This window comes from Alphaproteobacteria bacterium US3C007 (genome assembly GCA_034423775.1).
Taxonomy (GTDB): domain Bacteria; phylum Pseudomonadota; class Alphaproteobacteria; order Rhodobacterales; family Rhodobacteraceae; genus Thalassovivens; species Thalassovivens spotae.
Genome location: CP139918.1, coordinates 1,571,456 through 1,593,967 on the forward strand (window position 1 = coordinate 1,571,456; position 22,512 = coordinate 1,593,967).

Annotated in this window: 23 protein-coding genes; 10 read left to right on the forward strand and 13 right to left on the reverse strand. The window is 53.3% G+C overall.

All coding sequences use genetic code 11. The annotated features are described in order from the left end of the window. Nucleotide 1 precedes the first annotated feature (1 nt). From UM181_07595 to UM181_07615, 5 genes are all read right to left on the reverse strand, one after another. Nucleotides 2-850 carry an ABC transporter permease gene (locus UM181_07595; protein ID WQC64459.1) on the reverse strand — a complete coding sequence of 283 codons (849 nt, stop codon included), beginning with the start codon at nucleotides 848-850 and terminating at the stop codon, nucleotides 2-4. After that, the gene (locus tag UM181_07600; GenBank protein WQC64460.1) at nucleotides 847-1,764 is read right to left on the reverse strand and encodes an ABC transporter permease; all 918 of its coding nucleotides are present in this window, start codon (nucleotides 1,762-1,764) and stop codon (nucleotides 847-849) included. The genes UM181_07595 and UM181_07600 overlap by 4 nt, the downstream gene beginning before the upstream one ends. After that, on the reverse strand, nucleotides 1,761-2,543 hold the full coding sequence (locus tag UM181_07605; protein WQC64461.1) for an ABC transporter ATP-binding protein: 783 nt from the start codon (nucleotides 2,541-2,543) through the stop codon (nucleotides 1,761-1,763). The genes UM181_07600 and UM181_07605 overlap by 4 nt, the downstream gene beginning before the upstream one ends. 72 nt (nucleotides 2,544-2,615) lie before the next feature. Next, a complete protein-coding gene (hydA, locus tag UM181_07610) occupies nucleotides 2,616-4,076 on the reverse strand; it encodes a dihydropyrimidinase (GenBank protein WQC64462.1) in 1,461 nt (486 codons plus the stop codon). Between the two features lie 23 nt (nucleotides 4,077-4,099). Then, nucleotides 4,100-5,350, reverse strand: coding sequence for a Zn-dependent hydrolase (locus UM181_07615; protein WQC64463.1), 1,251 nt, complete (start codon nucleotides 5,348-5,350; stop codon nucleotides 4,100-4,102). A gap of 254 nt (nucleotides 5,351-5,604) precedes the next feature. On the opposite strand from UM181_07615, the gene UM181_07620 reads away from it, so the two are divergent. Together UM181_07620 and UM181_07625 are read left to right on the forward strand one after the other, a co-directional pair. Next, a complete protein-coding gene (locus tag UM181_07620; GenBank protein WQC64464.1) occupies nucleotides 5,605-6,240 on the forward strand; it encodes a TetR/AcrR family transcriptional regulator in 636 nt (211 codons plus the stop codon). After that, on the forward strand, nucleotides 6,237-6,863 hold the full coding sequence (locus UM181_07625) for a TetR family transcriptional regulator C-terminal domain-containing protein (GenBank protein WQC64465.1): 627 nt from the start codon (nucleotides 6,237-6,239) through the stop codon (nucleotides 6,861-6,863). The genes UM181_07620 and UM181_07625 overlap by 4 nt, the downstream gene beginning before the upstream one ends. A gap of 5 nt (nucleotides 6,864-6,868) precedes the next feature. Here the strand turns inward: UM181_07625 and preA are convergent, their stop codons facing one another. Together preA and UM181_07635 are read right to left on the reverse strand one after the other, a co-directional pair. Next, the gene (preA, locus tag UM181_07630) at nucleotides 6,869-8,173 is read right to left on the reverse strand and encodes an NAD-dependent dihydropyrimidine dehydrogenase subunit PreA (GenBank protein ID WQC64466.1); all 1,305 of its coding nucleotides are present in this window, start codon (nucleotides 8,171-8,173) and stop codon (nucleotides 6,869-6,871) included. A 48-nt stretch (nucleotides 8,174-8,221) separates the two neighbouring features. After that, nucleotides 8,222-9,556 carry an NAD(P)-dependent oxidoreductase gene (locus UM181_07635; GenBank protein WQC64467.1) on the reverse strand — a complete coding sequence of 445 codons (1,335 nt, stop codon included), beginning with the start codon at nucleotides 9,554-9,556 and terminating at the stop codon, nucleotides 8,222-8,224. 174 nt (nucleotides 9,557-9,730) lie between these two features. Between UM181_07635 and UM181_07640 the strand changes: the two genes are divergently transcribed. Further along, nucleotides 9,731-10,603, forward strand: a complete 873-nt coding sequence (locus UM181_07640) for a DMT family transporter (protein ID WQC64468.1) — start codon at nucleotides 9,731-9,733, stop codon at nucleotides 10,601-10,603. A gap of 128 nt (nucleotides 10,604-10,731) precedes the next feature. Here the strand turns inward: UM181_07640 and UM181_07645 are convergent, their stop codons facing one another. From UM181_07645 to infA, 3 genes are read right to left on the reverse strand one after another with little or no spacing between them, the layout of a single operon-like run. Next, complete coding sequence (locus UM181_07645) at nucleotides 10,732-11,766, reverse strand: ribonuclease E/G (protein ID WQC64469.1); 1,035 nt, start codon at nucleotides 11,764-11,766, stop codon at nucleotides 10,732-10,734. Beyond that, on the reverse strand, nucleotides 11,763-12,341 hold the full coding sequence (locus UM181_07650) for a nucleoside triphosphate pyrophosphatase (protein ID WQC64470.1): 579 nt from the start codon (nucleotides 12,339-12,341) through the stop codon (nucleotides 11,763-11,765). The genes UM181_07645 and UM181_07650 overlap by 4 nt, the downstream gene beginning before the upstream one ends. Before the next feature lie 5 nt (nucleotides 12,342-12,346). After that, on the reverse strand, nucleotides 12,347-12,565 hold the full coding sequence (infA, locus tag UM181_07655) for a translation initiation factor IF-1 (protein WQC64471.1): 219 nt from the start codon (nucleotides 12,563-12,565) through the stop codon (nucleotides 12,347-12,349). Between the two features lie 383 nt (nucleotides 12,566-12,948). Here infA and UM181_07660 point away from each other — a divergent pair, with 383 nt between their 5' ends. The 4 genes from UM181_07660 (at nucleotide 12,949) to UM181_07675 (ending at nucleotide 16,263) form a co-directional block, all read left to right on the forward strand. After that, a complete protein-coding gene (locus UM181_07660; protein ID WQC64472.1) occupies nucleotides 12,949-13,155 on the forward strand; it encodes a cold-shock protein in 207 nt (68 codons plus the stop codon). A 405-nt stretch (nucleotides 13,156-13,560) separates the two neighbouring features. Further along, nucleotides 13,561-14,430, forward strand: a complete 870-nt coding sequence (locus UM181_07665; GenBank protein ID WQC64473.1) for an inositol monophosphatase — start codon at nucleotides 13,561-13,563, stop codon at nucleotides 14,428-14,430. A gap of 102 nt (nucleotides 14,431-14,532) precedes the next feature. Beyond that, nucleotides 14,533-14,757 carry a SlyX family protein gene (locus UM181_07670; GenBank protein ID WQC64474.1) on the forward strand — a complete coding sequence of 75 codons (225 nt, stop codon included), beginning with the start codon at nucleotides 14,533-14,535 and terminating at the stop codon, nucleotides 14,755-14,757. A 78-nt stretch (nucleotides 14,758-14,835) separates the two neighbouring features. Next, nucleotides 14,836-16,263 (forward strand): 2-isopropylmalate synthase, encoded by a 1,428-nt coding sequence (locus tag UM181_07675; GenBank protein ID WQC64475.1) that lies wholly within the window; start codon nucleotides 14,836-14,838, stop codon nucleotides 16,261-16,263. A 104-nt stretch (nucleotides 16,264-16,367) separates the two neighbouring features. On the opposite strand, the gene UM181_07680 is transcribed toward UM181_07675, so the two are convergent. Together UM181_07680 and UM181_07685 are read right to left on the reverse strand one after the other, a co-directional pair. Continuing rightward, the gene (locus UM181_07680; protein WQC64476.1) at nucleotides 16,368-17,897 is read right to left on the reverse strand and encodes a cryptochrome/photolyase family protein; all 1,530 of its coding nucleotides are present in this window, start codon (nucleotides 17,895-17,897) and stop codon (nucleotides 16,368-16,370) included. Next, nucleotides 17,891-18,556, reverse strand: a complete 666-nt coding sequence (locus UM181_07685; protein ID WQC64477.1) for an SDR family NAD(P)-dependent oxidoreductase — start codon at nucleotides 18,554-18,556, stop codon at nucleotides 17,891-17,893. The genes UM181_07680 and UM181_07685 overlap by 7 nt, the downstream gene beginning before the upstream one ends. A 120-nt stretch (nucleotides 18,557-18,676) precedes the next feature. Here UM181_07685 and hisS point away from each other — a divergent pair, with 120 nt between their 5' ends. From hisS to hisG, 3 genes are read left to right on the forward strand one after another with little or no spacing between them, the layout of a single operon-like run. Beyond that, nucleotides 18,677-20,149, forward strand: coding sequence for a histidine--tRNA ligase (gene hisS, locus UM181_07690; GenBank protein WQC64478.1), 1,473 nt, complete (start codon nucleotides 18,677-18,679; stop codon nucleotides 20,147-20,149). Then, complete coding sequence (locus tag UM181_07695; protein WQC64479.1) at nucleotides 20,149-21,237, forward strand: ATP phosphoribosyltransferase regulatory subunit; 1,089 nt, start codon at nucleotides 20,149-20,151, stop codon at nucleotides 21,235-21,237. The genes hisS and UM181_07695 overlap by 1 nt, the downstream gene beginning before the upstream one ends. Continuing rightward, a complete protein-coding gene (gene hisG / locus UM181_07700; GenBank protein ID WQC64480.1) occupies nucleotides 21,234-21,926 on the forward strand; it encodes an ATP phosphoribosyltransferase in 693 nt (230 codons plus the stop codon). Before UM181_07695 ends, hisG begins: the two co-directional genes overlap by 4 nt. Here the strand turns inward: hisG and UM181_07705 are convergent. Continuing rightward, nucleotides 21,923-22,354 carry a DUF1489 domain-containing protein gene (locus UM181_07705; GenBank protein WQC64481.1) on the reverse strand — a complete coding sequence of 144 codons (432 nt, stop codon included), beginning with the start codon at nucleotides 22,352-22,354 and terminating at the stop codon, nucleotides 21,923-21,925. The genes hisG and UM181_07705 overlap by 4 nt on opposite strands. Between the last annotated feature and the right edge of the window lie 158 nt (nucleotides 22,355-22,512).

Below are 22,512 nucleotides of genomic sequence, written 5' to 3' on the forward strand. Positions count from 1 at the left end.
GCTACGAGCCTCTTTGCGAGGGGTGCCAAAAGGTGACCCCCTTTTCTATTATTGCGACGGCGCCATAAAACGCGCTTCCCGCCAGCGCAGCGACAACGATTTCTGCCCAGACCATATCAAGCGCCAATTGCCCGACAGAGGCGGAAATTCGAAACCCCATTCCCACGACGGGTGAGCCGAAAAACTCGGCAACAATGGCGCCGATCAGCGCTAGCGTGGTTGAAATTTTTAACCCGTTAAACATAAATGGCATCGCGGCGGGTAGCCGCAATTTTAAAAACGATTGCGCCGGGCGCGCGGCGTATGTGTGCATTAAGTCACGTTGCATGGCTGTGGTTTCGCGCAATCCGGCGACGGTGTTCACGAGCATTGGGAAAAACACCATGACCACCACCACTGCGGCTTTCGATTGCCAGTCAAAGCCAAACCACATCACTAAAATTGGCGCGGTACCAATGATTGGAAGCGCCGCGATAAAATTTCCCACGGGTAACAGCCCTCGGCTTAAAAAATCAAACCGGTCCACCAGAAATGCGGTGAGAATCGCGGCGCTGCAGCCAATCAGATATCCGCGCAGAGCGCCTTTGAGAAAGGTTTGTACAAAGTCTTTCCAAAGAATTGCCAGATTATCTGCCATAGTGTCGACCACCAAGGAGGGTGGTGGTAAAATCACCAAAGGCACGTTGAGGCCGCGCACCAGCATTTCCCAAACCAGCAATAAGGTCAGGCCAAACAACGTTGGTACGATCACTTTGACCAATCGCGTGCCGGAGGCGGTGCCATTGGCCAATTTGACATTGAGCGTCCAAGCCGCGATCCAGACCACAATGCTGAAAAAAACAATGCTCATGACATTCCCATTTTTTTCAACGTGAGTCTTTGAACCACTCCAACCAGCGCCACCAAACTGGCGGCTACAATCGCGGCCATGAACAAAGCCGACCAGATTTGCACGGTCTGCCCATAATAGGATCCGGCCAAGAGGCGGGCCCCCAAGCCGCGCACGGCGCCAGTGGGCAATTCGCCAACAATCGCCCCAACCAAGCTGGCGGCAATTCCAATTTTTAGCGATGCAAAAAGATAAGGCAACGAGGCGGGCAGGCGCAATTTCAGCAGGCTTTGAGGCGCAGAACTGTTATAAGTCTTCAACAAATCAAGCTGCATCCGATCAGGGCTGCGCAATCCTTTCACCATTCCAACGACCACGGGGAAAAAGCTCAGATAGGCGCTGATAAAGGCTTTCGGCAGTAGGCCTTGGATGCCTATAGAATTCAGCACCACGATGATCATCGGTGCAATGGCCAAAATCGGAATGGTTTGCGAGGCGATTGCCCAAGGCATCACACTCATATCCATCGCCCGGCTATGCACAATCCCCACGGCAAGCAAAATACCCATGCCGGTGCCGATTGCAAAGCCAAGCAAGGTAGCGCTCAGGGTGATCCATGCATGAAACACCAGGCTTCGCTTCGAGGTTATTTTTTTCTCAACCGTGGTTTTCCAAAGCTCGCTGGCCACTTGATGGGGCGCAGGAAGCCGCGGGCGGTCTTGCGAAAAGGTTGCCGCGATGGCGAAACTATTCGTCGCCACAAGCCCAATAGCCGAGAGATCCCGCCGCTCTTTTGCACCGGCCGGAACCACGTCAGCTCCCGTGCGCTCGGCGGTGGTGAGAGCAGATTTTATATTCATCGGCACCACGGCCACATACCAAGCGGCCAGCAAAGCCAATATAACCGTTAGAATGGGCAGCAGCTTTTGTGTCATTCTGCGTCATGCCCCGCGCGAAGGCCTTCGCGCACCCGTTGCGCGATCGCGATAAATTCTTCTGAATCGCGAATATTCAGCGGACGTTCCTCTGGCAGGCTGCTCTCGATCACATCCGTGATGCGCCCCGGGCGCGGTGACATGACAACGATTTTTGTGGATAGATACACCGCTTCGGGAATCGAATGGGTGACAAATCCGATGGTTTTATGCGTGCGCTTCCAAAGTTTGAGCAATTGCTCGTTCAAATGGTCCCGCACGATTTCATCCAGCGCTCCGAAAGGTTCATCCATCAAGAGGATATCGGCATCAAAAGCCAAGGCTCGGGCGATGGAGGCACGCTGCTGCATCCCGCCTGACAATTGCCATGGAAATTTCTTTTCAAAATCGGACAGTTCGACCAGTTCCAGCACGTTTTTTACCCGCTCGGCCTGTTCGGCTTTGCTAAACCCCATGATTTCAAGCGGCAAGCGGATATTGCCGCCAATGCTGCGCCAAGGGTAAAGGCCTGCGGCTTGAAACACATAGCCATAGGCGCGCGCTTGGCGCGCGGCGCTTGGCGACACGCCATTGACGGTGATGTTGCCGCCAGTAGGCTGTTCGAGATCCGCCATTACCCGCAAGAACGTGGTTTTGCCGCAGCCTGATGGGCCAATAAAGCTGACAAATTCCCCTTTTTTTACATCAAGGCTCACGTTTTTCAGCGCATGAACAGCACCATCCCCCGTTGCAAATGTAAGGGATAAATCTTTGGCGGAGATCACTATTTCCTGCGCCATTTTAGGGGGTTTCTACTTGTGGCAAAAACATATTGTCCTTTCGCTGGTCTTTCGACGGGCTCTCCTCGCTTTTTAAATCCCGGCTGGAATATTCATTGGATCGCGATGGATTTGTTTTGGGGCTGTTAGGGCTTTCCATTTGCTTAAGGCCGCATTGGCATCTGGGAAGGCAGGGCGGGGTACGAAGCGGCCGCGGCCAGGATTGGGTTGGCTGTTTTGGCCCCAGGCCCAGATTACATCGCCGCGGCTGATCGTAAAGCGCGATTGGGCGCTGACATTGAAGCCCTCAAACACATTATAATCCAAGATGGAATGATGGTTTGAGACGCTGATGGTTTTGGAAATTTTTGGATCCCAAACCACAATATCGGCATCTGCACCCTCTACAATCGCACCTTTCTTTGGATAGATATTCAGAATTTTTGCAATGTTGGTGCTGGTGACGGCCACGAATTCGCTGGGTGTCAATCGTCCGGTTTCAACGCCCTCCGTCCATAGAACCGCCAAACGCTCTTCCAGCCCGTTTGAGCCATTTGGAATCAAGCAGAAATTATCCTTGCCCATCAGTTTTTGTTCGCTCGTAAAGGCGGCATGATCGGTGGCCACAACTTGTAAAGAGCCTGATTGTAAGCCGGCCCAAAGGCTGGCCTGATGCTCTTTATTACGAAATGGCGGTGACATCACGCGCCGCGCCGAATGCATCCAATCACCCTTGAAATACTCGCTTTCATCCAAGGTTAGGAATTGTGCCAACGGCTCGCCATAGACGCGCATGCCTTTTTGGCGCGCCCGCCGGATCGCTTCATGGGCCTGCTCGCAGCTGACATGCACCACATAAAGCGGCACGCCGGCTGCATCCGCGATGGTGATCGCGCGATTTGCGGCTTCACCTTCGAATTCAGGCGGACGGGAATAGGCATGGCCTTCGGGCCCTGTTATACCTTGCTCGAGCATTTGCTGCTGCATATCGGCCACCAAATCACCGTTTTCGGCATGCACCATCGGCAGTGCTCCGATTTCCTTACAGCGTTTAAAGCTGGCAAACATTTCATCATCTTCAATCATCAGGGCGCCTTTATAGGCCATGAAATGTTTGAACGAGTTGACCCCCATATCAACCGCATCTTTCATCCCGTTGAAGATCTCTTCATTCCAGCCGGTGATCGCCATATGATAGCCTACATCCGAACAGATTTGAGGCGCGGATTTGCGGTGCCATTCATTGATTGCGTTTTTGATCGAGCCATCTGCCCCTGGCAGGCAGAAATCCACCACCATCGTTGTGCCGCCTACGGCGGCGGCCCATGTGCCCGTTTCAAAGGTTTCGGCGGCAGTTGTGCCCATGAAGGGCATTTCAAGATGCGTATGCGGATCAATTCCGCCAGGAATCACATAGGCGCCAGCTGCATCGATATATTCATCGCCGGCCAGATCTTCACCGATTTGTTTGATGGTTTCGCCTTCGATAAGGACATCCGCCTTCCAGGCGCGGTCGGCCGTGCAAACGGTTCCGCCTTTGATCACTTTGCTCATCTTGGTTCTCCTTTTGCGCGCGGCTACTCTGTTATGACGGCAGTTTCGACAACCGCATGAAACAGCACATCGGTGCCCGCTGTTGCCCAGTCTTTTGATATATCTTCGGCTTCATTATGGCTGAGCCCATCGACGCAGGGGCACATGATCATAGCGGTTGGGGCCACTTGATTGACCCAGCAGGCATCATGCCCGGCACCCGAAATGATATTCCTGTGGCTATAGCCCAAGCGCTCTGCGGCGTTGCGCACAGCGCTGACGCAGTCCTCGTCAAAGGCCACCGGATCAAATCCGCCAACTTTTTCAAACGCCACTTCAAGCCCCATATCATCGCAAATTTGCTGCGCTCCGGTTTTCAGGCGGGTTTCCATATCTTCGATGACCGTTAAATCGGGGCTGCGGAAATCGATTGTAAACACAACCTGCCCTGGGATCACATTTCGTGAATTGGGAAACACATCAATATGGCCCGCTGCCCCCACGGCATCAGGGGCATGGCTCAGCGCGATCTCATCGACCAAATTCAAGACCCGCGCCATACCAAGCCCGGCGTTTTTGCGCATTGGCATTGGAGTAGAGCCGGTATGGGCGTCTTTGCCGGTAATGGTCACTTGCGTCCAGCTCAGGCCCTGACCATGCGTAACCACGCCGATATCCACGCCTTCGGCTTCTAAAATAGGCCCTTGTTCGATATGCAATTCGAAAAACGCATGCATTTTGCGCGCGCCCACCGCTTCTTCACCGCGCCACCCGATGCGGGTGAGCTCATCGCCGAAGGATTTGCCATCACTATCGGTGCGGGCATAGGCCCAGTCTTGCGTATGGACACCAGCAAATACACCCGAGGCCAGCATGGCCGGCGCAAAGCGGGTGCCTTCTTCATTGGTGAAATTGGTAACAACGATCGGGTGTTTCGTGCGAATGCCAAGATCATTGAGGCTTCGAATAATCTCTAAACCGCCCAAAACACCTAACACCCCGTCATATTTGCCGCCCGTGGGCTGCGTGTCCAGATGTGAGCCGACATAGACCGGCAAAGCATCGGGGTCGGTTCCGGGGCGCATGGCAAACATATTTCCCATCTGATCCACGCCCATGCTGCAGCCTGCTGCATCACACCATTTTTGAAACAGATGGCGCCCCTCGCCATCTTCGTCGGTGAGGGTCTGGCGATTATTACCACCCGCGACCCCGGGTCCAATTTCAGCCATATCCATCAGGCTGTTCCAAAGCCGGTCGCCATTGATCTTTAGGTTTTCTCCGGGTGCGGCCATCTGTGCCTCCTTTTGCCATGCTGCGCGTTTCGCACATCACAGCCGTTTCGAACATCTATGATCAAGGTCGCGCAACATGCGTATCGTTTGGCGTGTTTCAAACAAACGCTTGCTGGTGCCAAAGCCCCGATCGGTTGGTAATTCGCAGACTTTTTAATTTGCGATTGCTCTGTTAAACTCGAGCGTAACACGGTTGACCATCTAGTCAAGATTGTTTCTTTTGCAGCGAATGACTTGGGCTCCAGATTAAGAAAGTGCTTATTTTGAAAGCGGCAAAAGCGCATATTCGAGCGGAAAATGAACGGCTGATTCTGGAAGCGGGCGAGCGTATCTTTGCGCAGCACGGATTTCGCGGCGCAACCATGCAAATGATTGCGGATCAGGCGGGCCTTCCCAAAGCCAATCTGCATTATTATTTTGATTCAAAAGAAAAACTATATCGCTGTGTCGTTGAGAAAATTTTTGAGATCTGGTTGCAAGCGGCCAGTAGTTTTGAAAATTCGGATGAACCGAAAGAGGCGTTAAAACTCTATATTTATGAAAAGATGCAAATCAGCCGCCGGCATCCTTATGGATCAAAAGTCTGGGCCAATGAGGTGATGCAAGGCGCGCCTATAATTCAGGATTTTCTAGAAACGCAGTTGCGCAGCTGGACGGATGGGCGCATCGAAAGTATTCAAGCGTGGATCGCAGCAGGAAAAATTCGATCGGTGGAGCCGCGTTGGGTGATGTATATGATTTGGGCGACAACGCAGCATTATGCTGATTTTGGGCATCAGATAGAAACCTTGAACGCGGATGCGCCGCTTAGCGAGGCGCAATGGGAGGCGGCCAGCGAGACGGTGTTTGAGGTGATTTGGAACGGCTTGGCACCCAAACAGAGCTTATGAGCAAAACAACCTCTCCCTCAAAGCCGCAAACGCGGATTCAAAAACGCAATATCATGATCATTCTTGATGCAGCGCTCGAGGTGTTTTCAACCTATGGGTTTCGGGGCACCACACTGGATCAAATCGCGCGTCAGGCGGGCTTGTCAAAACCCAATGTGCTCTATTATTTTGATGGCAAAGAAGCGATCCATTTGGCGTTGCTGAGCCAGCTTTTGGAAACCTGGCTGGATCCGCTGCGCGCGATTGACCCGCAGGGCGATCCCAAAACCGAATTGATGCGCTATATCCGCCATAAGTTGCAAATGTCGCGCGACTTTCCCCGTGAGAGCCGGTTATTTGCCAATGAAATCGTGCAAGGTGCGCCGCGTATGCAGGTTTTTTTACAAGGGGATCTGCGAGATTTGGTTGATGAAAAAGCCGCCGTGATCCAAGCTTGGATGAAGGATGGCAAGCTCACTCAGTTGGATCCGTTTCATTTGATTTTTTCGATTTGGGCGCTGACCCAGCATTATGCCGATTTTGAAGCCCAGATTCGCTTGGTGCGCGGTTCTAATATCGCGCAACCGCATGATGGGTCAGAAGATTTTTTGGATCAGGTGTTTCAAAAACTCCTGACCCCTTAATTCTTTTACTCTGCCGCCTGCGCGCTTGGATTGTTTGGATGTTGTGTCCAATTCAAAGGTTCTGGTGTGATCACCCGGTTGGTTCGCTCATCCAAAGCGCCAATGGGAAGCGTTTCCATTGTGATACAATCTTCGACAGGGCAAACATTCACACAGAGATTACACGCCACGCATTCATCATCCTTAACCTCAAACACCCGATCGGCACTCATCGATATCGCTTGATGGCTGGTATCTTCGCACGCCGCGTAGCAGCGCCCGCATTGAATGCAATCTTCTTGGTTGATCCGCGCTTTGGTCACATGATTGAGGTTGAGATATTGCCAATCGGTGACTTGGGGAACGGCTTTGCCGATGAAGTCGTCTACCGCGGTGTACGATTTTTCATCCATCCATTCAGACAGGCCCGAAATCATCTCTTGCACGATTTTGAACCCATAGGTCATTGCAGCCGTGCAGACTTGTACATTGCCCGCCCCCAAAGCCATAAATTCAGCCGCATCGCGCCAAGTTGTAACCCCACCAATCCCTGAAATTGGCAGGCCTTGGGTATCTGCATGACGGGCGATCTGCGCCACCATATTCATCGCAATCGGTTTCACGGCAGGCCCGCAATAGCCACCATGGGTGCCCATGCCGTCAATCGTTGGGGTTGGGGCCATGACGTCCAGATCCACACCTGTGATCGAGGTAATGGTGTTGATCAGACTGACCGCATCCGCGCCACCGCGCATGGCGGCCTGCGCCGGTTGGCAAATATCGGCAATATTTGGCGTTAGTTTTACGATACAGGGCATCCGGCTATGCTGTTTGACCCAGCGCGTGACCATTTCCACATATTCGGGTACTTGGCCCACGGCAGATCCCATACCGCGCTCGGCCATACCATGCGGACAGCCAAAATTCAGCTCTAGCCCATCGGCTTCGGTATCTTCGACATGCGCCAAAACGGCTTTCCACGCTTCTTCCTCGCATGGCACCATCAACGAGACGATCAGGGCGCGATCCGGATAATCGCGTTTCACCGATTTGATTTCTTGCAGATTGATTTCCAAAGGCCGGTCGGTGATCAGTTCAATATTATTGAGGCCCAGAAGGCGGCGATCCGCGCCCCATATCGCGCCATAACGCGGCCCGCTGACATTCACAATCGGAGGGCCCTCTGAGCCGAGGGTTTTCCAAACCACGCCCCCCCAGCCGGCTTCAAACGCCCGGCGGACATTGTATTCTTTATCCGTCGGTGGCGCTGAGGCCAGCCAGAAAGGGTTGGGAGATTTGATGCCAATAAAATTGCTGGTTAAGTCTGCCATCGTGTATATCCTTTCCTTGCCGCCTGTTAAAAGCGGCGTCTCGGGGCGTCAGCCCATAAGCGTTTGATGAATGCTCTCGGCGGCATCGCGGCCTTGCGCCACTGCGGTCACTGTCAGATCATCGCCGCCCGCGGCGCAATCCCCTCCGGCCCAAACTTTAGGATGTGAGGTTTGGCCATTTTGGGAAACCGCGATTTTTCGCCCCTCAAGTGTTAGGTCTGCCGGGGCGTCATGTAAAGTTTGCCCAATTGCCTTGAATACTTGATCTGCGGCCAGCCGAAAGGTTTCACCTGTGCGTTCAAGGCCCTTTTCTGAACTTCGCGTATAGGCGAATTCAACTTCGCGCACGGTGCCATTGCCATGCACTGCGACCGGTTCTGCATTGGCGATAATATTCACGCCTTTGGTGGCCGCCAAATCCTGCTCATACAGCGAGGCATTCATTTGTGCGCGCCCCCGTCGATACACCAGATGGACATGCTCTGCCCCCAGCAGTTTTGCCTGCACCGAAGCATCCACCGCGGTCATTCCGCCCCCGATCACCACGATATTGCGGCCTATTTCAAGCGCGGCCAAGTTCTCTGATTGGCGTAATTCATGGATGAATTCGACCGCATTTTCGACGTTGTCAATCTGCTCTGAGGGCAGCCCAAGCGCGTTCACGCCGCCAAGCCCCATACCCAGAAAAACGGCGTCATGATCCTCAAGCAGCTGCGGTAATTGTAGCTCTTGACCAAGCCGTTGGCCCAGATGCAGCTGAATGCCTCCGATTTGAAGCAACCAATCCACTTCGGCAGCCGCAAAATCATTGGTCGATTTATAGGCGGCAATGCCAAATTCGTTCAAACCACCGGCTTTTTGCTGGGCGTCAAACAGGCTAACGTTATGGCCATGCATCGCCAAGCGATGCGCGCAGGCCAACCCGGCGGGTCCAGCGCCAATCACGGCGATTGTTTTGCCAGTTTCTGCGGCCCGCTTAAACGGGTGGGTGCCTGTATCCATCAGACTGTCTGTCGCATAGCGTTGTAAACGCCCGATCTCGACCGGCTTTCCCTCTGCGGCTTCGCGCACGCAGGCCTCTTCGCATAACGTTTCTGTTGGGCAGACTCGGGCGCACATACCCCCAAGGATATTTTGCGTTAATATGGTTTTCGCCGCTGCATCCGCTGTGCCAGTGGCGATTTGGCGAATGAATAGGGGAATATCAATATCGGTGGGGCAAGCGGTTATGCAGGGCGCGTCATAGCAAAAATAACAGCGATCTGCGGCCACCAGCGCCTCGTGCCCATCCAAAGCGGGATGCAGATCAGAAAAGTTCTGGTGATAGGCCTCCGCGCTGAGGCGATGTGTTGCAATGCCGGATTCAGAATGCGAGTGTGACATGCTGCTCTTTCCTTAAGTCTAACGGGTGCTGAATGGTGGCACATAATAAAAATTTTATCAATTGGTAAAAAAATTGAAGAATCAAAGCTGATTTGGGCTATGCTGCCCGCAGTTACTGCGAAAACGGAATGAAGGTTAAATTTGCACAAAACCACTTTATACGCGCATGCGAGCATGGTTTTGTTTTCGCTTTTGGTTGCCGGGTCGTTTCCGATCGGGCAAGTGATCGCCTATCAGATCGATCCAATCGCGCTGACTTTTCTGCGGTTTTTGCTCGCCTCTGTTCTACTGGGCGCGTTTTTAGCCTGGCGTGGCGCGTTTCGAAGCGCTGATTTTTGTCTTTTGTGGCGCTACCTTCTATTGGGGGGCAGCTTTTCCTTTTATTTTATTTTTATGTTCGAGGCGCTGGAAACTGCAACGCCGGTAGCGACTTCAAGCATTTTCACGTTGATGCCCTTCATTGCAATCTGCTTGGACCGTGCGTTTTTTGCCAAGCGTGCAGGGTGGCCGCTGCTGCTGTCTTTGCTGCTTGGCGCGTGGGGCGCCTTGATTGTTGTGTTCAGAGGCGAGCTTTCCAACCTTCTGGCGCTTAGTCTTGAGCGTGGCGAGGGGCTGTTTTTTCTGGGCACAGCGGCGCATGCGTTTTATGCGGTGATGGTGCCAAAGCTGCGTCGTGGAGAATCTGCGCTGGTGTTCAGCTTCGGCGTGATGGTGGCGGCAACCCTATTGATTTTTATCGCAGCGCCGCGCCCGATTTTGGCGCTTGATGTGACACAATTGGGGGTGCCAGTTTATTGGTCTTTGGTATATCTGGCTATTTTCGCAAGTATTTGCAGTTTCAGTTGTTTAAATTACGCCTCTGCCTATTTGTCGAGCGGCCAACTGACCGCCTATACATTTTTAACACCGTTTTGGGTGGCCTTGCTTGGTCTGCAGTTTTTGGAACAAAAAATTGCGCCATATATGATGGTGGGCGGCAGCTTAATTTTGATCAGTTTGATTTTCCTGCTTCTTTCAGGCCGGCAAAAGGGGCAGGCGAAACCGTGAAACGGCTTAGCCGGGCGCGCAAAAGGGGGGTATGTCAAGACTGCGCACGGGCGCTTTGTCCAGTGTGAAGCATACTGCAGTGAAGCATGGCTGCGCCTTGTTTTTTGACGCGTTGGGGGCGGGGTGCTTTAGCTGAGCCAGGCGTTTAGCTGTGAAGTCTTGAGCGGGGCGCGGACCCGCGCGCGCTGCAATTCGATCAAACCAAGCGTTGTCCAGCCTACGAAATTGGTTTCAATAGGCTCGGCGCGCAAAGCGGCTTTCAGCGCCGTTTCAACTTGCCGGCGGTCTTTTTTCGCCATGGGCGCTGGATCAATCACGATTTGTCCGCCAAGGCCACGCAGCCGAAGTTGGCGCGGTAAATCGCGCGCCATGGCTAGATTTGTTTTTAATCCTGTTGCGGGTGATCCATCGCTGCCTGTATCCACATCCACGGCGGTAAAAGCCCGGGTTTGCTCGATATAATAACGCCCCTGCGCGATGGGGGTGTCGGCTTTGGCTAGGTCGCCAAGCTGATCCAGCACGCCGTAATCGGCAAAACAGCCATCATGGGTAATAATCTCGGCCGGCTCTGACCAATCCCGCCAGGCTTGCAGGTGCACGCCATCTGCGGCCGCCAAGCATAGCGGGGTACTTGACGTCTGCTCTGATATCTCTTGAGCGCGCGCCAGCATGGTTTCGGCATCGTCTAAAATATCTGTATCGTTACCCTCGGCGCAGGCTGATCGCAAAATCATTCCCATCTCCAAAGGCCCCAACGCGTCATGTATCAGGGCCTGCAAAGCCTCGCGCCGTTCCTCATCGCGAATGCTGCGCGAAACGTTCAATCCGGGTGCCTTTGGCGTGACAATAACATAGCGGCTTTTGAACAAGAGCTTGGTGGTCACCGGAATGGCTTTCCCTGGCTCTGCATAGCCGGTCACTTGTACATTCAGCGCTTGGCCTGGGGCCAATCCTTTAATCTGGCGCAAAAATGCCGAGCCATCGGGGGTGCGCAGGAACATACCGCCTTGGCCTTTCACAGGCCGGTCCGCAATTGCGCGATAGACCGTGCCGGGGGCGGGGCCGATGCCTTCAAATAAAAGGTCTTCTAAGCGCCCATCCAGCAGTTTTGCGGCCGCCGGCCGACCGCCTAAATGGTCAAGTAAAATCAAACGCCCGATCATGATATGCCCTGATATACCGGGTAACCGGCGCTTTGCAGCAACGCTGCGGTTTCGGCGAGTGGTAGGCCCATTATGGCGCTGAAGGACCCGCTGATCCAAGGGATAAAGGCCGCCGCCGGCCCTTGAATGCCATAGCCGCCGGCTTTGCCGCGCCAATCATCACTGTCTAAATAGGCCTGTTTTTCTAGCTGTGACAAGGGCTTCATTTTGACTGCGCTTTGCACCTCTTTTTGCCAAATCTTTTCACCTTGTCGTAGAGTGATTGCGGTGATCACGCGGTGGCGGCGCCCAGAAAGTGCGGATAAAAACCGGTCTGCTTCTGCGCGGTCTGTCGGCTTTCCCATGATCCGCCGCCCAAGCGCCACGGTTGTATCGCCGCATAAAATCATATCGCTTGGATCGGCTGCAATCGCCTGGGCTTTAAGCAAGCTGATGCGGCGGCAATAGGCCCGCGGCAGCTCGGTTTTCAGCGGCGTTTCATCCACATCGGGCGGCATAATCGCATCCGCGCGCAGGCCAATCTGGGCCAACAACTCTTTGCGGCGCGGGCTTGCAGATCCAAGAATAAGCCGCAAGGTTGTTATTTGAACCGGTAGTTGATGCGCCCTTTGGTCAGATCGTAAGGAGTCATTTCAACTTGTACCTTATCACCTGCCAAAACCCGAATACGGTTCTTGCGCATTTTTCCTGCCGTATGTGCGATGATCTCATGGCCGTTTTCAAGCTCGACCCGAAACGTCGCATTAGGCAAGAGTTCCTTAACGACACCTGGAAATTCGAGCGTATCTTCCTTGGCCATGGTCTCTCCTTTTAATCCGTTACGCCCTAGCAACAAGCGCCGCTCTCCCATGAAGCTATTTTGCCTTTAATTCAAGCCTTCAATCGCATCTGCCGCAGATATGTTGCCTAAGCGCATCGTATTCAGGCCTATTTTGGGCATGAGGACGGGTTTATCGGCGTTTTCCCATAATGACCTGTCGCTTTACCGCAACCGGCGCCTTTGCATTAGGTGCTTTGCCGCGCCATATGGAAAAGCCCTTGATTTATTACAAAAAACCCAGCATACACGCCACGCGACGTTATTTCTATCGACCTACTGCTCCAAACGGCCAGTCTTTCGATCTTGTTCTGACTGAGCCGAGCTGCCGCATGATGTGGGCAGATAATTTAGGAGATGACCCAATGGCAACTGGGACAGTAAAGTGGTTCAACAACACCAAAGGCTACGGCTTTATCGCCCCCGATGGCGGCAGCAAAGATGTTTTCGTGCATATTTCTGCGGTAGAACGGTCAGGACTGACCGGCTTGGCCGACAATCAGAAAGTGACCTTTGACATCGAACCCGGCCGTGATGGCCGCGAGGCAGCGGTGAACATCTCTGTCGCATAAGCGCAGAGTGATGAGAATTCCGAGCGCCCGTTAGGGCGCTCGTGCACAGTCTGAAGGTTGAAAACGTCGCTTTTCCGGCGCTGGTAGATATAGCTAAACCTTCAATATTTACGCCCATCATTTTATCATTAGACGGCTTGGCTTCGGGGTTCTTTGCCACTGGCTCCGGATGGTTTTTATGTTTTTCATTTAGTTTCAATGCAGCTCCGCATAGAAACATACAGCCCAGAGAAACTTGCTGTGAGGGCGTGGTCTAGCGCGGGTTTCAGGGATGCTATAGTTTCATCGACATCGCGACCTTGACGAAGAGGCTTTTGAATGCCCCATCTGTTTGAGGTTTAGCGCCAGCCCATCGCATGTTACAAATGAAGACAGCTGTCGTATTAAATATGGAAGGGCTCGTTTATGTCTGAAAAATCGGATCGCAGCGATAGCGTGTCCTTTCCTCGGCAGATCGCGGATAGGATTATTCAAGCAATACGGCTTGCGGCGCAGCAGGAAATCCTACCTCATTTTCGCGCTTTGCAGCCAGAGCAGATTGCGCAAAAATCCGATGCGTTGGATTTGGTGACAACGGCTGATTTGGCCTCTGAAGCTTTGATCACAGAGGCTTTGTCAGCTTTGTTCCCTGATGCACTTATCATCGGGGAAGAGGCCGTTGCGCGCAGCCCCGGGCTTTTGGATAATATCGAATCTGCCCCTTTATGCTTTATTATAGATCCTATCGATGGCACGTGGAATTATGCCAACGGATTGGCGACCTTTGGCGTAATAGTTGCCGCAACGCGGTTTGGGCAGCCTATTTTCGGCCTGCTCTATGATCCGTTGCAAGATGATTACATGATCGCTGAGCAGGGCGTGGAAGGCGCGGGGTTTGTGGCCTCTTGCGGCGCCAAAAAATCGCTCAAAACCTCAGTCGGGGGCGCGCTGAACCAGCTAAATGGTTTCATCCATCTCTATCAAGTGCCTGCCCCGAAACAGGCACGGCTTGCTGCTTGCTTGCCGCATTTTGGGAATATGTCAAATTTGCGCTGTTCCTGCCATGAATACCGTCTTCTGGCGCAAGGGAGTTTCGATTTTTGCCTGGCCGGAATCGTGAAGCCTTGGGATCATGCTGCAGGGGTTTTGATATGCCAGAAAGCCGGTGGTTATGTGAAAATGCTTGATGGTCGGGAATATTCTGCTGCCCATAAAGACGGATATTTGCTGGCCGCTTGCGATCGGGCAACATGGAATAGATTACAAGAGCTGTTTGCGTTTTTACTCACGCCATGATGCTTGTAAGCTGCGAAAATACTTCGCCCGCGTGCCGAAGGGCCTTTTGTTAGCGGTGCCGCGCGGCTAAAATATAAAAATGGATGATGCGAAAAAAGGAATATGATGGAACAGGAAGCTGCCGCATTCGCGGCCCGTTTGGAAGGGCTAGAAGTGCATCTGGCCCATATCAGCAAGGCCAATGAGGATCTTTCGGATATGGTGGCGCAGCATCAAAAAGATTTGGCGCGCTTGGCTCGTATGGTTGAAATGCTCGCGGCGCGCGAAGCAGAGCGTGAGGCGCAAGGCGCGGAAGTGATCGCGGATGCGCCACCTCCGCATTATTAAATGCAAATTTTATTTGTCAGATCTTTGTTGGTCCTTTAGGTTCCACATGTCCACAAGGGATAAAAGGCAGTACTCGTTATGAAATATCAGTTCCTATTGGTTTCACTGTTTGGCGCGCAATTGGCGTTGTTAAGCCCTGTTGTGGCGCAGAACGCCAGCGTGGTGACCAAACAATATGATGATGGCGGCGTCTATGAGGGAACTTTTAAGAATGGCTTGCAGCATGGCACCGGAACCTATCGCCTGCCCAATGGCTATGAATATACGGGCACTTGGACAAATGGTGAAATATTGGGCGAAGGCGTGGCAAATTTTCCAAATGGGTCGGTCTATGAAGGCAGCTTTGCCAAAGGTAAGCCCGAGGGCCAAGGTAAGATCACCTTTGCCGATGGCGGTACCTATTCTGGCAGTTGGGCTGACGGTAAAATAACCGGATCCGGCATCGCAACCTATGCCAATGGATCAATTTATGAAGGCGCCTTTCGAAACGCCATGCATCATGGTCGCGGTGTGATGACGAACCCGGATGGGTATCGTTATGAAGGGGATTGGGTAGATGGTGTAAAGGAAGGTACCGCGGAAATCGCGTATCCCGATGGCGCCATTTACAAAGGTGCGATCGTGCGCGGGGCGCGCGAGGGGCGCGGCGTGTTGGAAATGTCAGAAGGTTTGATTTTTGATGGCATTTGGAAAGATGGCGAAATAACAGGCCTTGGCAAACTTATTCAGCCAAATGGCGATATTTATGAAGGTATGCTGGTGGCTGGGCGCCGTCAGGGCCCGGGCCGGGTAACTTACGCCAATGGCGATATCTATGATGGCAATTTTGAAGCCGACCAACGCCAAGGGTTGGGGCAATTTATCGGCACCGATGGCTATGAATATAATGGCAATTGGGAAGATGGCCAAATCAAAGGCGATGGCAAAGTGATTTATCCCGACGGATCGGTCTATGCCGGTGCGTTTGAAGCAGGCTTGGCAAACGGTCTTGGTAAAATCGACTACCCGGATGGCTCAAGCTATCAGGGCGAATGGAGTCAAGGCGTGATTGAGGGCGAGGGGCTGGCCACCTACGCCAATGGCATCACGTATAAAGGCGGGTTCCAGAATGCAAAAAATCATGGCATGGGGGTGATGACCTATACAGATGGCTATACCTATGATGGCATGTGGCAAGAGGGTATGCGGCATGGGTCCGGCAAGGCCACATTTGCCGATGGTATGGTGTATGAGGGCGATTATGTTGACGGGAAGCGCAACGGCAAAGGCAAAATAACGCTTGCCGATGGGTTTACTTATGAAGGCGATTGGCAAAATGGCGAGATCACCGGAAACGGTGTGGCAACCTATGCCAATGGGGATGTCTATGAAGGCAATTTTGTAAAGGGCAAGCGGCAAGGGGAAGGCACGATCACCTTTGCAACGGGCCAAGAGCAAACGGGCGAATGGAAAAATGGCGCCTTGGTTGCCACGGATAAAGACGGCGTTGTCGAGGAAGAAAATTAAACCTTCCCTATAAGATCGCGGCGTGCTTCATCATCAAGCAGGCAGCGCGCACCCATTGTTTCGAAAGGGTGGCGCAGGCTCGGATCTGCTACACCATATTTGCGTTAAACATGGTCCCCTTTGCGCAGGCGCGTTAAAAAGCCTGCGGCATCGCTGAGCACGGTTTCTTTGCGCGTCTCATCCATGCGTGCCCATGTGCGGTACATTTGTGCCATCCGAGGGTTCTTGGCAAACTTTTCCTCGTTCCGCAGAAGAAAATCCCAATATAACAGGTTAAACGGGCAGGCGGATTCGCCAGTTTTTTGCGCGACCTTATACGCGCATGTCTTGCAATAATCTGACATGCGATTGATATAGGCGCCCGAGCTGACATAAGGTTTTGAAGCGATAATGCCGGCATCTGCAAACTGGCTCATTCCGATCGTATTGGGCGCCTCGACCCATTCAAACGCATCTACATAAACCGCAAGATACCATTCATGGACCGCGTGCGGATCAATGCCAGCCAAAAGCGCAAAATTGCCAGTCACCATCAGGCGTTGAATATGATGCGCGTAGCCTTCGCTGTGAGTTTGAGCAACTGCTTTTGAAAGGCAATTCATTTTTGTTGCGCCGTCCCAGTAAAACTTGGGCAATGGGTGAGAATGGTTCAAGGCATTGCGCGTCGTATAATCTGGCCCTTCATGAAAATAGATCCCGCGCATATATTCGCGCCACCCTATGATCTGGCGAATGAACCCTTCAACGGCGTTTAACGGCGCCAAACCCGCCTGCCAGGCGGCTTCAGCCGCCTGGCACACCTCTATCGGGCTCAGCAATCCAATATTCAAATAAGGCGATAAAAACGCGTGATATAAGAATTTATTGTCGTTCAGCATCGCGTCCTGATAATCGCCAAAACTTACCAAAGCATCGTGAATAAAGCGATCCAATGCTTGCAAGGCCTGGCTGCGATCTGTGGCAAACCAAAACCCCTCGGTGGTTCCAAAATGGCCTGAAAAGCGCCGGTCTACCAGATCGATTACCTGCTGCGTAAGCGCATCGGGTTCGAATTTTTTAGGCCCGGCATAGGTGATGTCTTTCGGCGCTGCTTTGCGGTTGTCATGGTCGAAATTCCATTTGCCGCCCGCTGGCAGCCCTTCTTCCATTAAAAAACCGGTTTTGCGGCGCATATCGCGGTAAAAATATTCCATCCGCAGGGCTTTGCGCCCTTCTGCCCAGCGATCAAACTCAGCATGGCTGGCGATAAAGCGATCATCCTGCAGCAGGGTCACATGCAAGGGCAGCGCCTCAAAGGCTTGGATAACCCGCCATTCAGCGGGTTCGGTCACAACCACTTGATCCGTGCCAGCCAAAGCGGCTTGGCGCAAAACCTCGCCGCTCAGGCTGCCGCTATTTTGGGCATCCTCCAGTTGCGTATACGCAACGTGCCAACCCTCTTGCCTGAGTTGCGTCGCAAATTTGCGCATTGCGGCCAAGATCAGCACAATCTTTTTAGGATGATGCGGCACGTAACCGGTTTCATCACTGACTTCGGCCATCACGATTAAATCGTTGGCTTTATCCGCTTGCTTTAGGGCCGCAAGATTATGCGAAAGCTGATCGCCCAGAATAACAACGAGCTTTTTCACCATGGCACTGGTTTTCCTGCCCAGTCAAAAAACTGGCCTGTTTTATCGGGGCCAAGACCCTCAAGTACGGATAAGAGGTTAAGAGCGGCTTGGGCTGCAGGAACCGAAGGATGCCGGCCTAGATATTTGGCGGTGAAGGGCGTTTGCACTGTGCCTGGATGCAGGGCGACACAAACTGCCTGTTTATGCGTTCGGGCCAACTCGATGGCGCCGGTATGGATGATTTGGTTTAATGCGGCTTTTGCCGCGCGATAGGAATACCATCCGCCGATTTTATTATCCCCGATCGATCCAACCCTTGCGGATAAGGCCGCAAACTGGCTTGGGCGGTCTTTTGGCAACAGGCGTGGTGCGTGTTTCAAAATCAATGCAGGGCCAGCGGCGTTCACTATAAACTGTTCGACAAGCGCCGATTGAGTCAGCTGAGATAAGGCTTTTTCGGGGCGTGCGCCGTTTATTTCCAAAGCACCACTGGCCACGAGAATTGCGTCAAAGGGCCCGCTTAGGGCGGATAACTGCCCCTCTATGCTTGCCTCATCGCTCAGATCTAAGCCGGTATCTCGCCGGGACAGGCCCGTAACCTTTGCTCCGCGCGCTTCTAGCGTGCCTTGCAGCGCATGGCCTATACCGCCGCTATTTCCAATTAAAAGTATCGATTTCATAGCTATTAACTAGAAGAGCCAACGGGCAGTTCAAGGGTAGGCAAAGCGCGGCCTTTGGCTTGCTCATTCTTAGAGGCTGGGCTACACCGCGCATCAAACGCCCAGATCAGGATGGACGGTATGGCCAAAGTGAAGAAAACCCCGCGCCCCAAGGCGCAAACCCCAAAAGGGTTTCGAGATTATGCAGGCGCCGAGGTGGCGCAACGCGATGCAATGCTGGGCCAAATTGCAGAGGTTTATCACCGCTACGGGTTTGAAGTGCTGGAAACCAGCGCGGTGGAAACGGTCGAGGCTTTGGGCAAATTTCTGCCAGATGTAGAGCGCCCGAATGCGGGAGTTTTTGCCTGGCAGGAAGAAGAAGGGGATTGGCTGGCCCTTCGGTATGATCTGACGGCGCCCTTGGCACGCTATTACGCACAGTTTCGCAATGAGTTGCCAAGCCCGTTTCGGCGCTATGCGATGGGCCCGGTTTGGCGCAATGAAAAGCCAGGCCCCGGGCGGTTTCGGCAATTTTACCAATGCGACGCTGATACAGTGGGCTCAGCAAACGTGGCGGCGGATGCCGAAATTTGCAGCTTGTTGGCAGATACGCTGGAAACCGTTGGCATTCCGCGTGGGGATTACCTCGTGCGGGTGAATAATCGCAAGATTTTAAATGGGGTTCTAGAAACGGCAGGGTTGATCGAAGGTGAGGATCGGGATGCCGTTCTGCGCACAATCGATAAATTTGACAAGATCGGTGCTGCAGGTGTGCAAGAGCTGCTTGGAAAGGGCCGGTTAGACGCGTCAGGAGCCTATATTGACGGGGTAGGATTAAGCGCTGATCAAGCGGCTCCAGTGGTGGCCTTTTTAACGTCAAAAGGCGCAGATGGGGGGGCAACTTTGCGCAATTTGCGCGAGGCAATCGGCGCGTCAGCGATTGGGTTAGAGGGGATAGCTGAACTGGAAACAATGGCAGCTCTGTTTACAGCCTCTGGTTATGGGCCCGAGCAAATCGAAATTGATCCTTCGGTGGTGCGTGGCTTGGGCTATTATACCGGCCCGGTTTTTGAAGCTGAACTGACCTTTGAAATACTGGATGAAAAGGGCCGTAAGCGGCAATTTGGATCCGTGTCTGGCGGCGGGCGTTATGACGATTTGGTCAAACGCTTCACCGGCCAATCGGTGCCGGCCACGGGCGTATCGATCGGGGTGGATCGTTTGCTCGCCGCGCTGCGCGCAAAAGGGCGGCTTTCCAGCGCTGGGCGGGGGCCGATCGTGGTGACGGTGATGGATCGGGACAAGATGTCTGCCTACCAGGCTTTGGCAGCAGAATTGCGCGGTGCGGGCTTGCGCGCCGAAGTTTATTTGGGCAATCCCAAAAACTTTGGCAATCAGTTGAAATATGCCGATCAACGCGACGCACCGATTGCGATTATTGAAGGTCAGGATGAGCGGGAGCGCGGCGTTGTACAGGTTAAAGATTTGGTGCTGGGGGCGCAGATTGCCAAAAATGCCACGTTGGATGAATGGAAAGACCGCCCCAGTCAATATGAGGTTGCGCGCGGCGATATGCTGGCGAAGATCCGCGAAATTCTAGCTGGGCAAGGGTAATGCAGAGCGCGCAAGACAGTTTGCAAGAAGCGCAAAGGCTACACCAGTATTTTCAGGCGCTGGGGGCACAAGATGCGCAAGTGCAGGTGCTGCAACCGGCGGAAATACTTCTGGATCTATATGGAGAAGATATTCGAAGCCGCGCTTATGTGACGCCTGATCCCTTGCGCGGCGATATGGTGTTGCGGCCTGATTTCACCGTGCCAGTGGTGCAGCAACATATGGCGAATGCTTTGATGCCGGCGCGTTACACCTATTCTGGTAAAGTGTTTCGGATGCAGGAAAGCGATGCCTTGCGGCCGAATGAATATATTCAAGTGGGTTATGAGCTGTTCGAACAGGGGGATCCTGCGGTCGCTGATGCCGAAGTGTTTTTGGCGATTGCAAAAGCGCTGTCTGATTTGCCGCTTCGGATTGCCACGGGCGATATCAACCTGCTCAGCGCGGCTGTGCGGGGGTTGAATACAACAGCCGCGCGCAAAGCCGCCTTGATGCGCCATTTATGGCGTCCGCAACGGTTTCGGGCGCTTTTGAAACGTTTTGCCTCGGCATCTGCTGACCGCAAAGCGCAAAAACAAAAGCTGTTCACCTCGGATCCATTTGCGCAATGCGGCCCCCAAATTGGCTTGCGCGGCAAAGGGGAAATTGAACATAGAATACAGGCATTGCGCCACGAGGCTGAGACCCCGGCTTTGTCTGAAACTGAAGTGGATTTACTGGAAGCGTTGTTAAAAATCAAAGAAAGCTGTCCCTATGCGCTGGCGCAGTTGCGCGATCTAGTGGTTGATATGCCGGCGATTTCAACCGCGGTTGAAGGGTTTTCACGGCGCTTGAACGCGCTTGATGCAAAGGGTGTGGATGTATCGTCATTGGCGTTTGAGACCAGCTATGGGCGAAGCTCCATGGAATATTATGACGGGTTTGTCTTTGGGTTTTATGCTCAAAATGGACAAAAGGGTCTCTCCGCTATCGCCAGTGGCGGGCGATATGATGCTTTAACCAAGCAACTTGGCAAGGGCGTTACAATGCCAGCCGTTGGCGGGGTCATTCGCCCAGATTTGGTGGTTGCCTTGCGAGGTGTAGAATGAGTTTGCGATTGGGAGTCCCCTCCAAGGGGCGGCTGATGGAGAAAACTTTTGCCTGGTTCGGGGCACATGGCATTATGCTCTCGCGCAGCGGGTCCGAACGCGAATATGCCGCCGAAGTGCACGGTATCGACGGGTTGGAATTGGTTTTGTTATCCGCAGGCGAAATACCACGCGAGTTGCAAGCTGGGCGCATCCATTTGGGTGTAACCGGAACCGATCTTATCCGCGAAAAGCTGGTCAATTGGGAGCAGCGGGTGGAACCGCTGGTTGAATTGGGCTTCGGGCATGCCGATCTGATCATCGCTGTACCGGATTGCTGGGTGGATGTGGAAACGGTAGATGATCTTGATGGCGCGGCCGCGGCCTTTCGCCAAACCCACGGATTTCGGCTGCGGATCGCCACAAAATATCATCGTTTGGTGCGGGAATTTCTACGCGGTGCTGGCGTGGCTGATTATCGTTTGGTGGACAGTCAAGGCGCCACAGAAGGCACGATAAAGCATCAAACGGCGGAGGCCATCGCCGATATAACCTCGAGTGGGGAAACGCTGCGGGCCAATCACCTGCGCATTCTGCAAGACGGGTTGGTGCTGAAATCGCAGGCCACGCTGTTTCGCGCCCGCGGCGAGCTATTGAACCCGCAGAGGGCTGAGGTGTTAGAGGCATTGAAAGCCCGCTTGCAGCTTTAAAACACTCCGATATCGGCCAAAGCCCCCGCCAATTCGACGGGCAAATCCTCTTCGTCTTGACGGTTGCCAGGCAAATCGGCTGGCGCCTGCTCGGGTTTTAAATAGCGCCATCCTTGGAAGGGGCGCTTTTGCGCCAAATGGGTGCGGATAATCTCGGGGTCAAGCACGATGGCACAGCGCCTGATGCCGTCTTCGCGATATATTTCATCCAGGCGCAAAATTTTTTGACGACATTGCAGCTGCCCTTTGATGACCCAGTAGATCGAGCCCCCTTTGAGCAAATCCGCCTCGCGTTTGGGCCACATCCGCGTGACATGGCGGGGCGCTCCATCTTCAGCTTGCGCGCGCTTCGTGGCCTGCCAGGCGCGCAGATCCTCAACGCCTTCGCTGCCAACGCTCAATTTTACCAGATGGATTAAACCTGCCATTTGATTTCCCAAAACTACCTGAACCGTAAGTTAACTTTTTCAGATGATTTGGCAAGTTGACCTGACGCAGATGCCGCTTTAGGCTAGAGGCCCCGTGAGTGATAGTCATCCGCCGCGTTGCCCTTTTGGAAGGCGCGGCTGCACATAAGCCAAAGGAT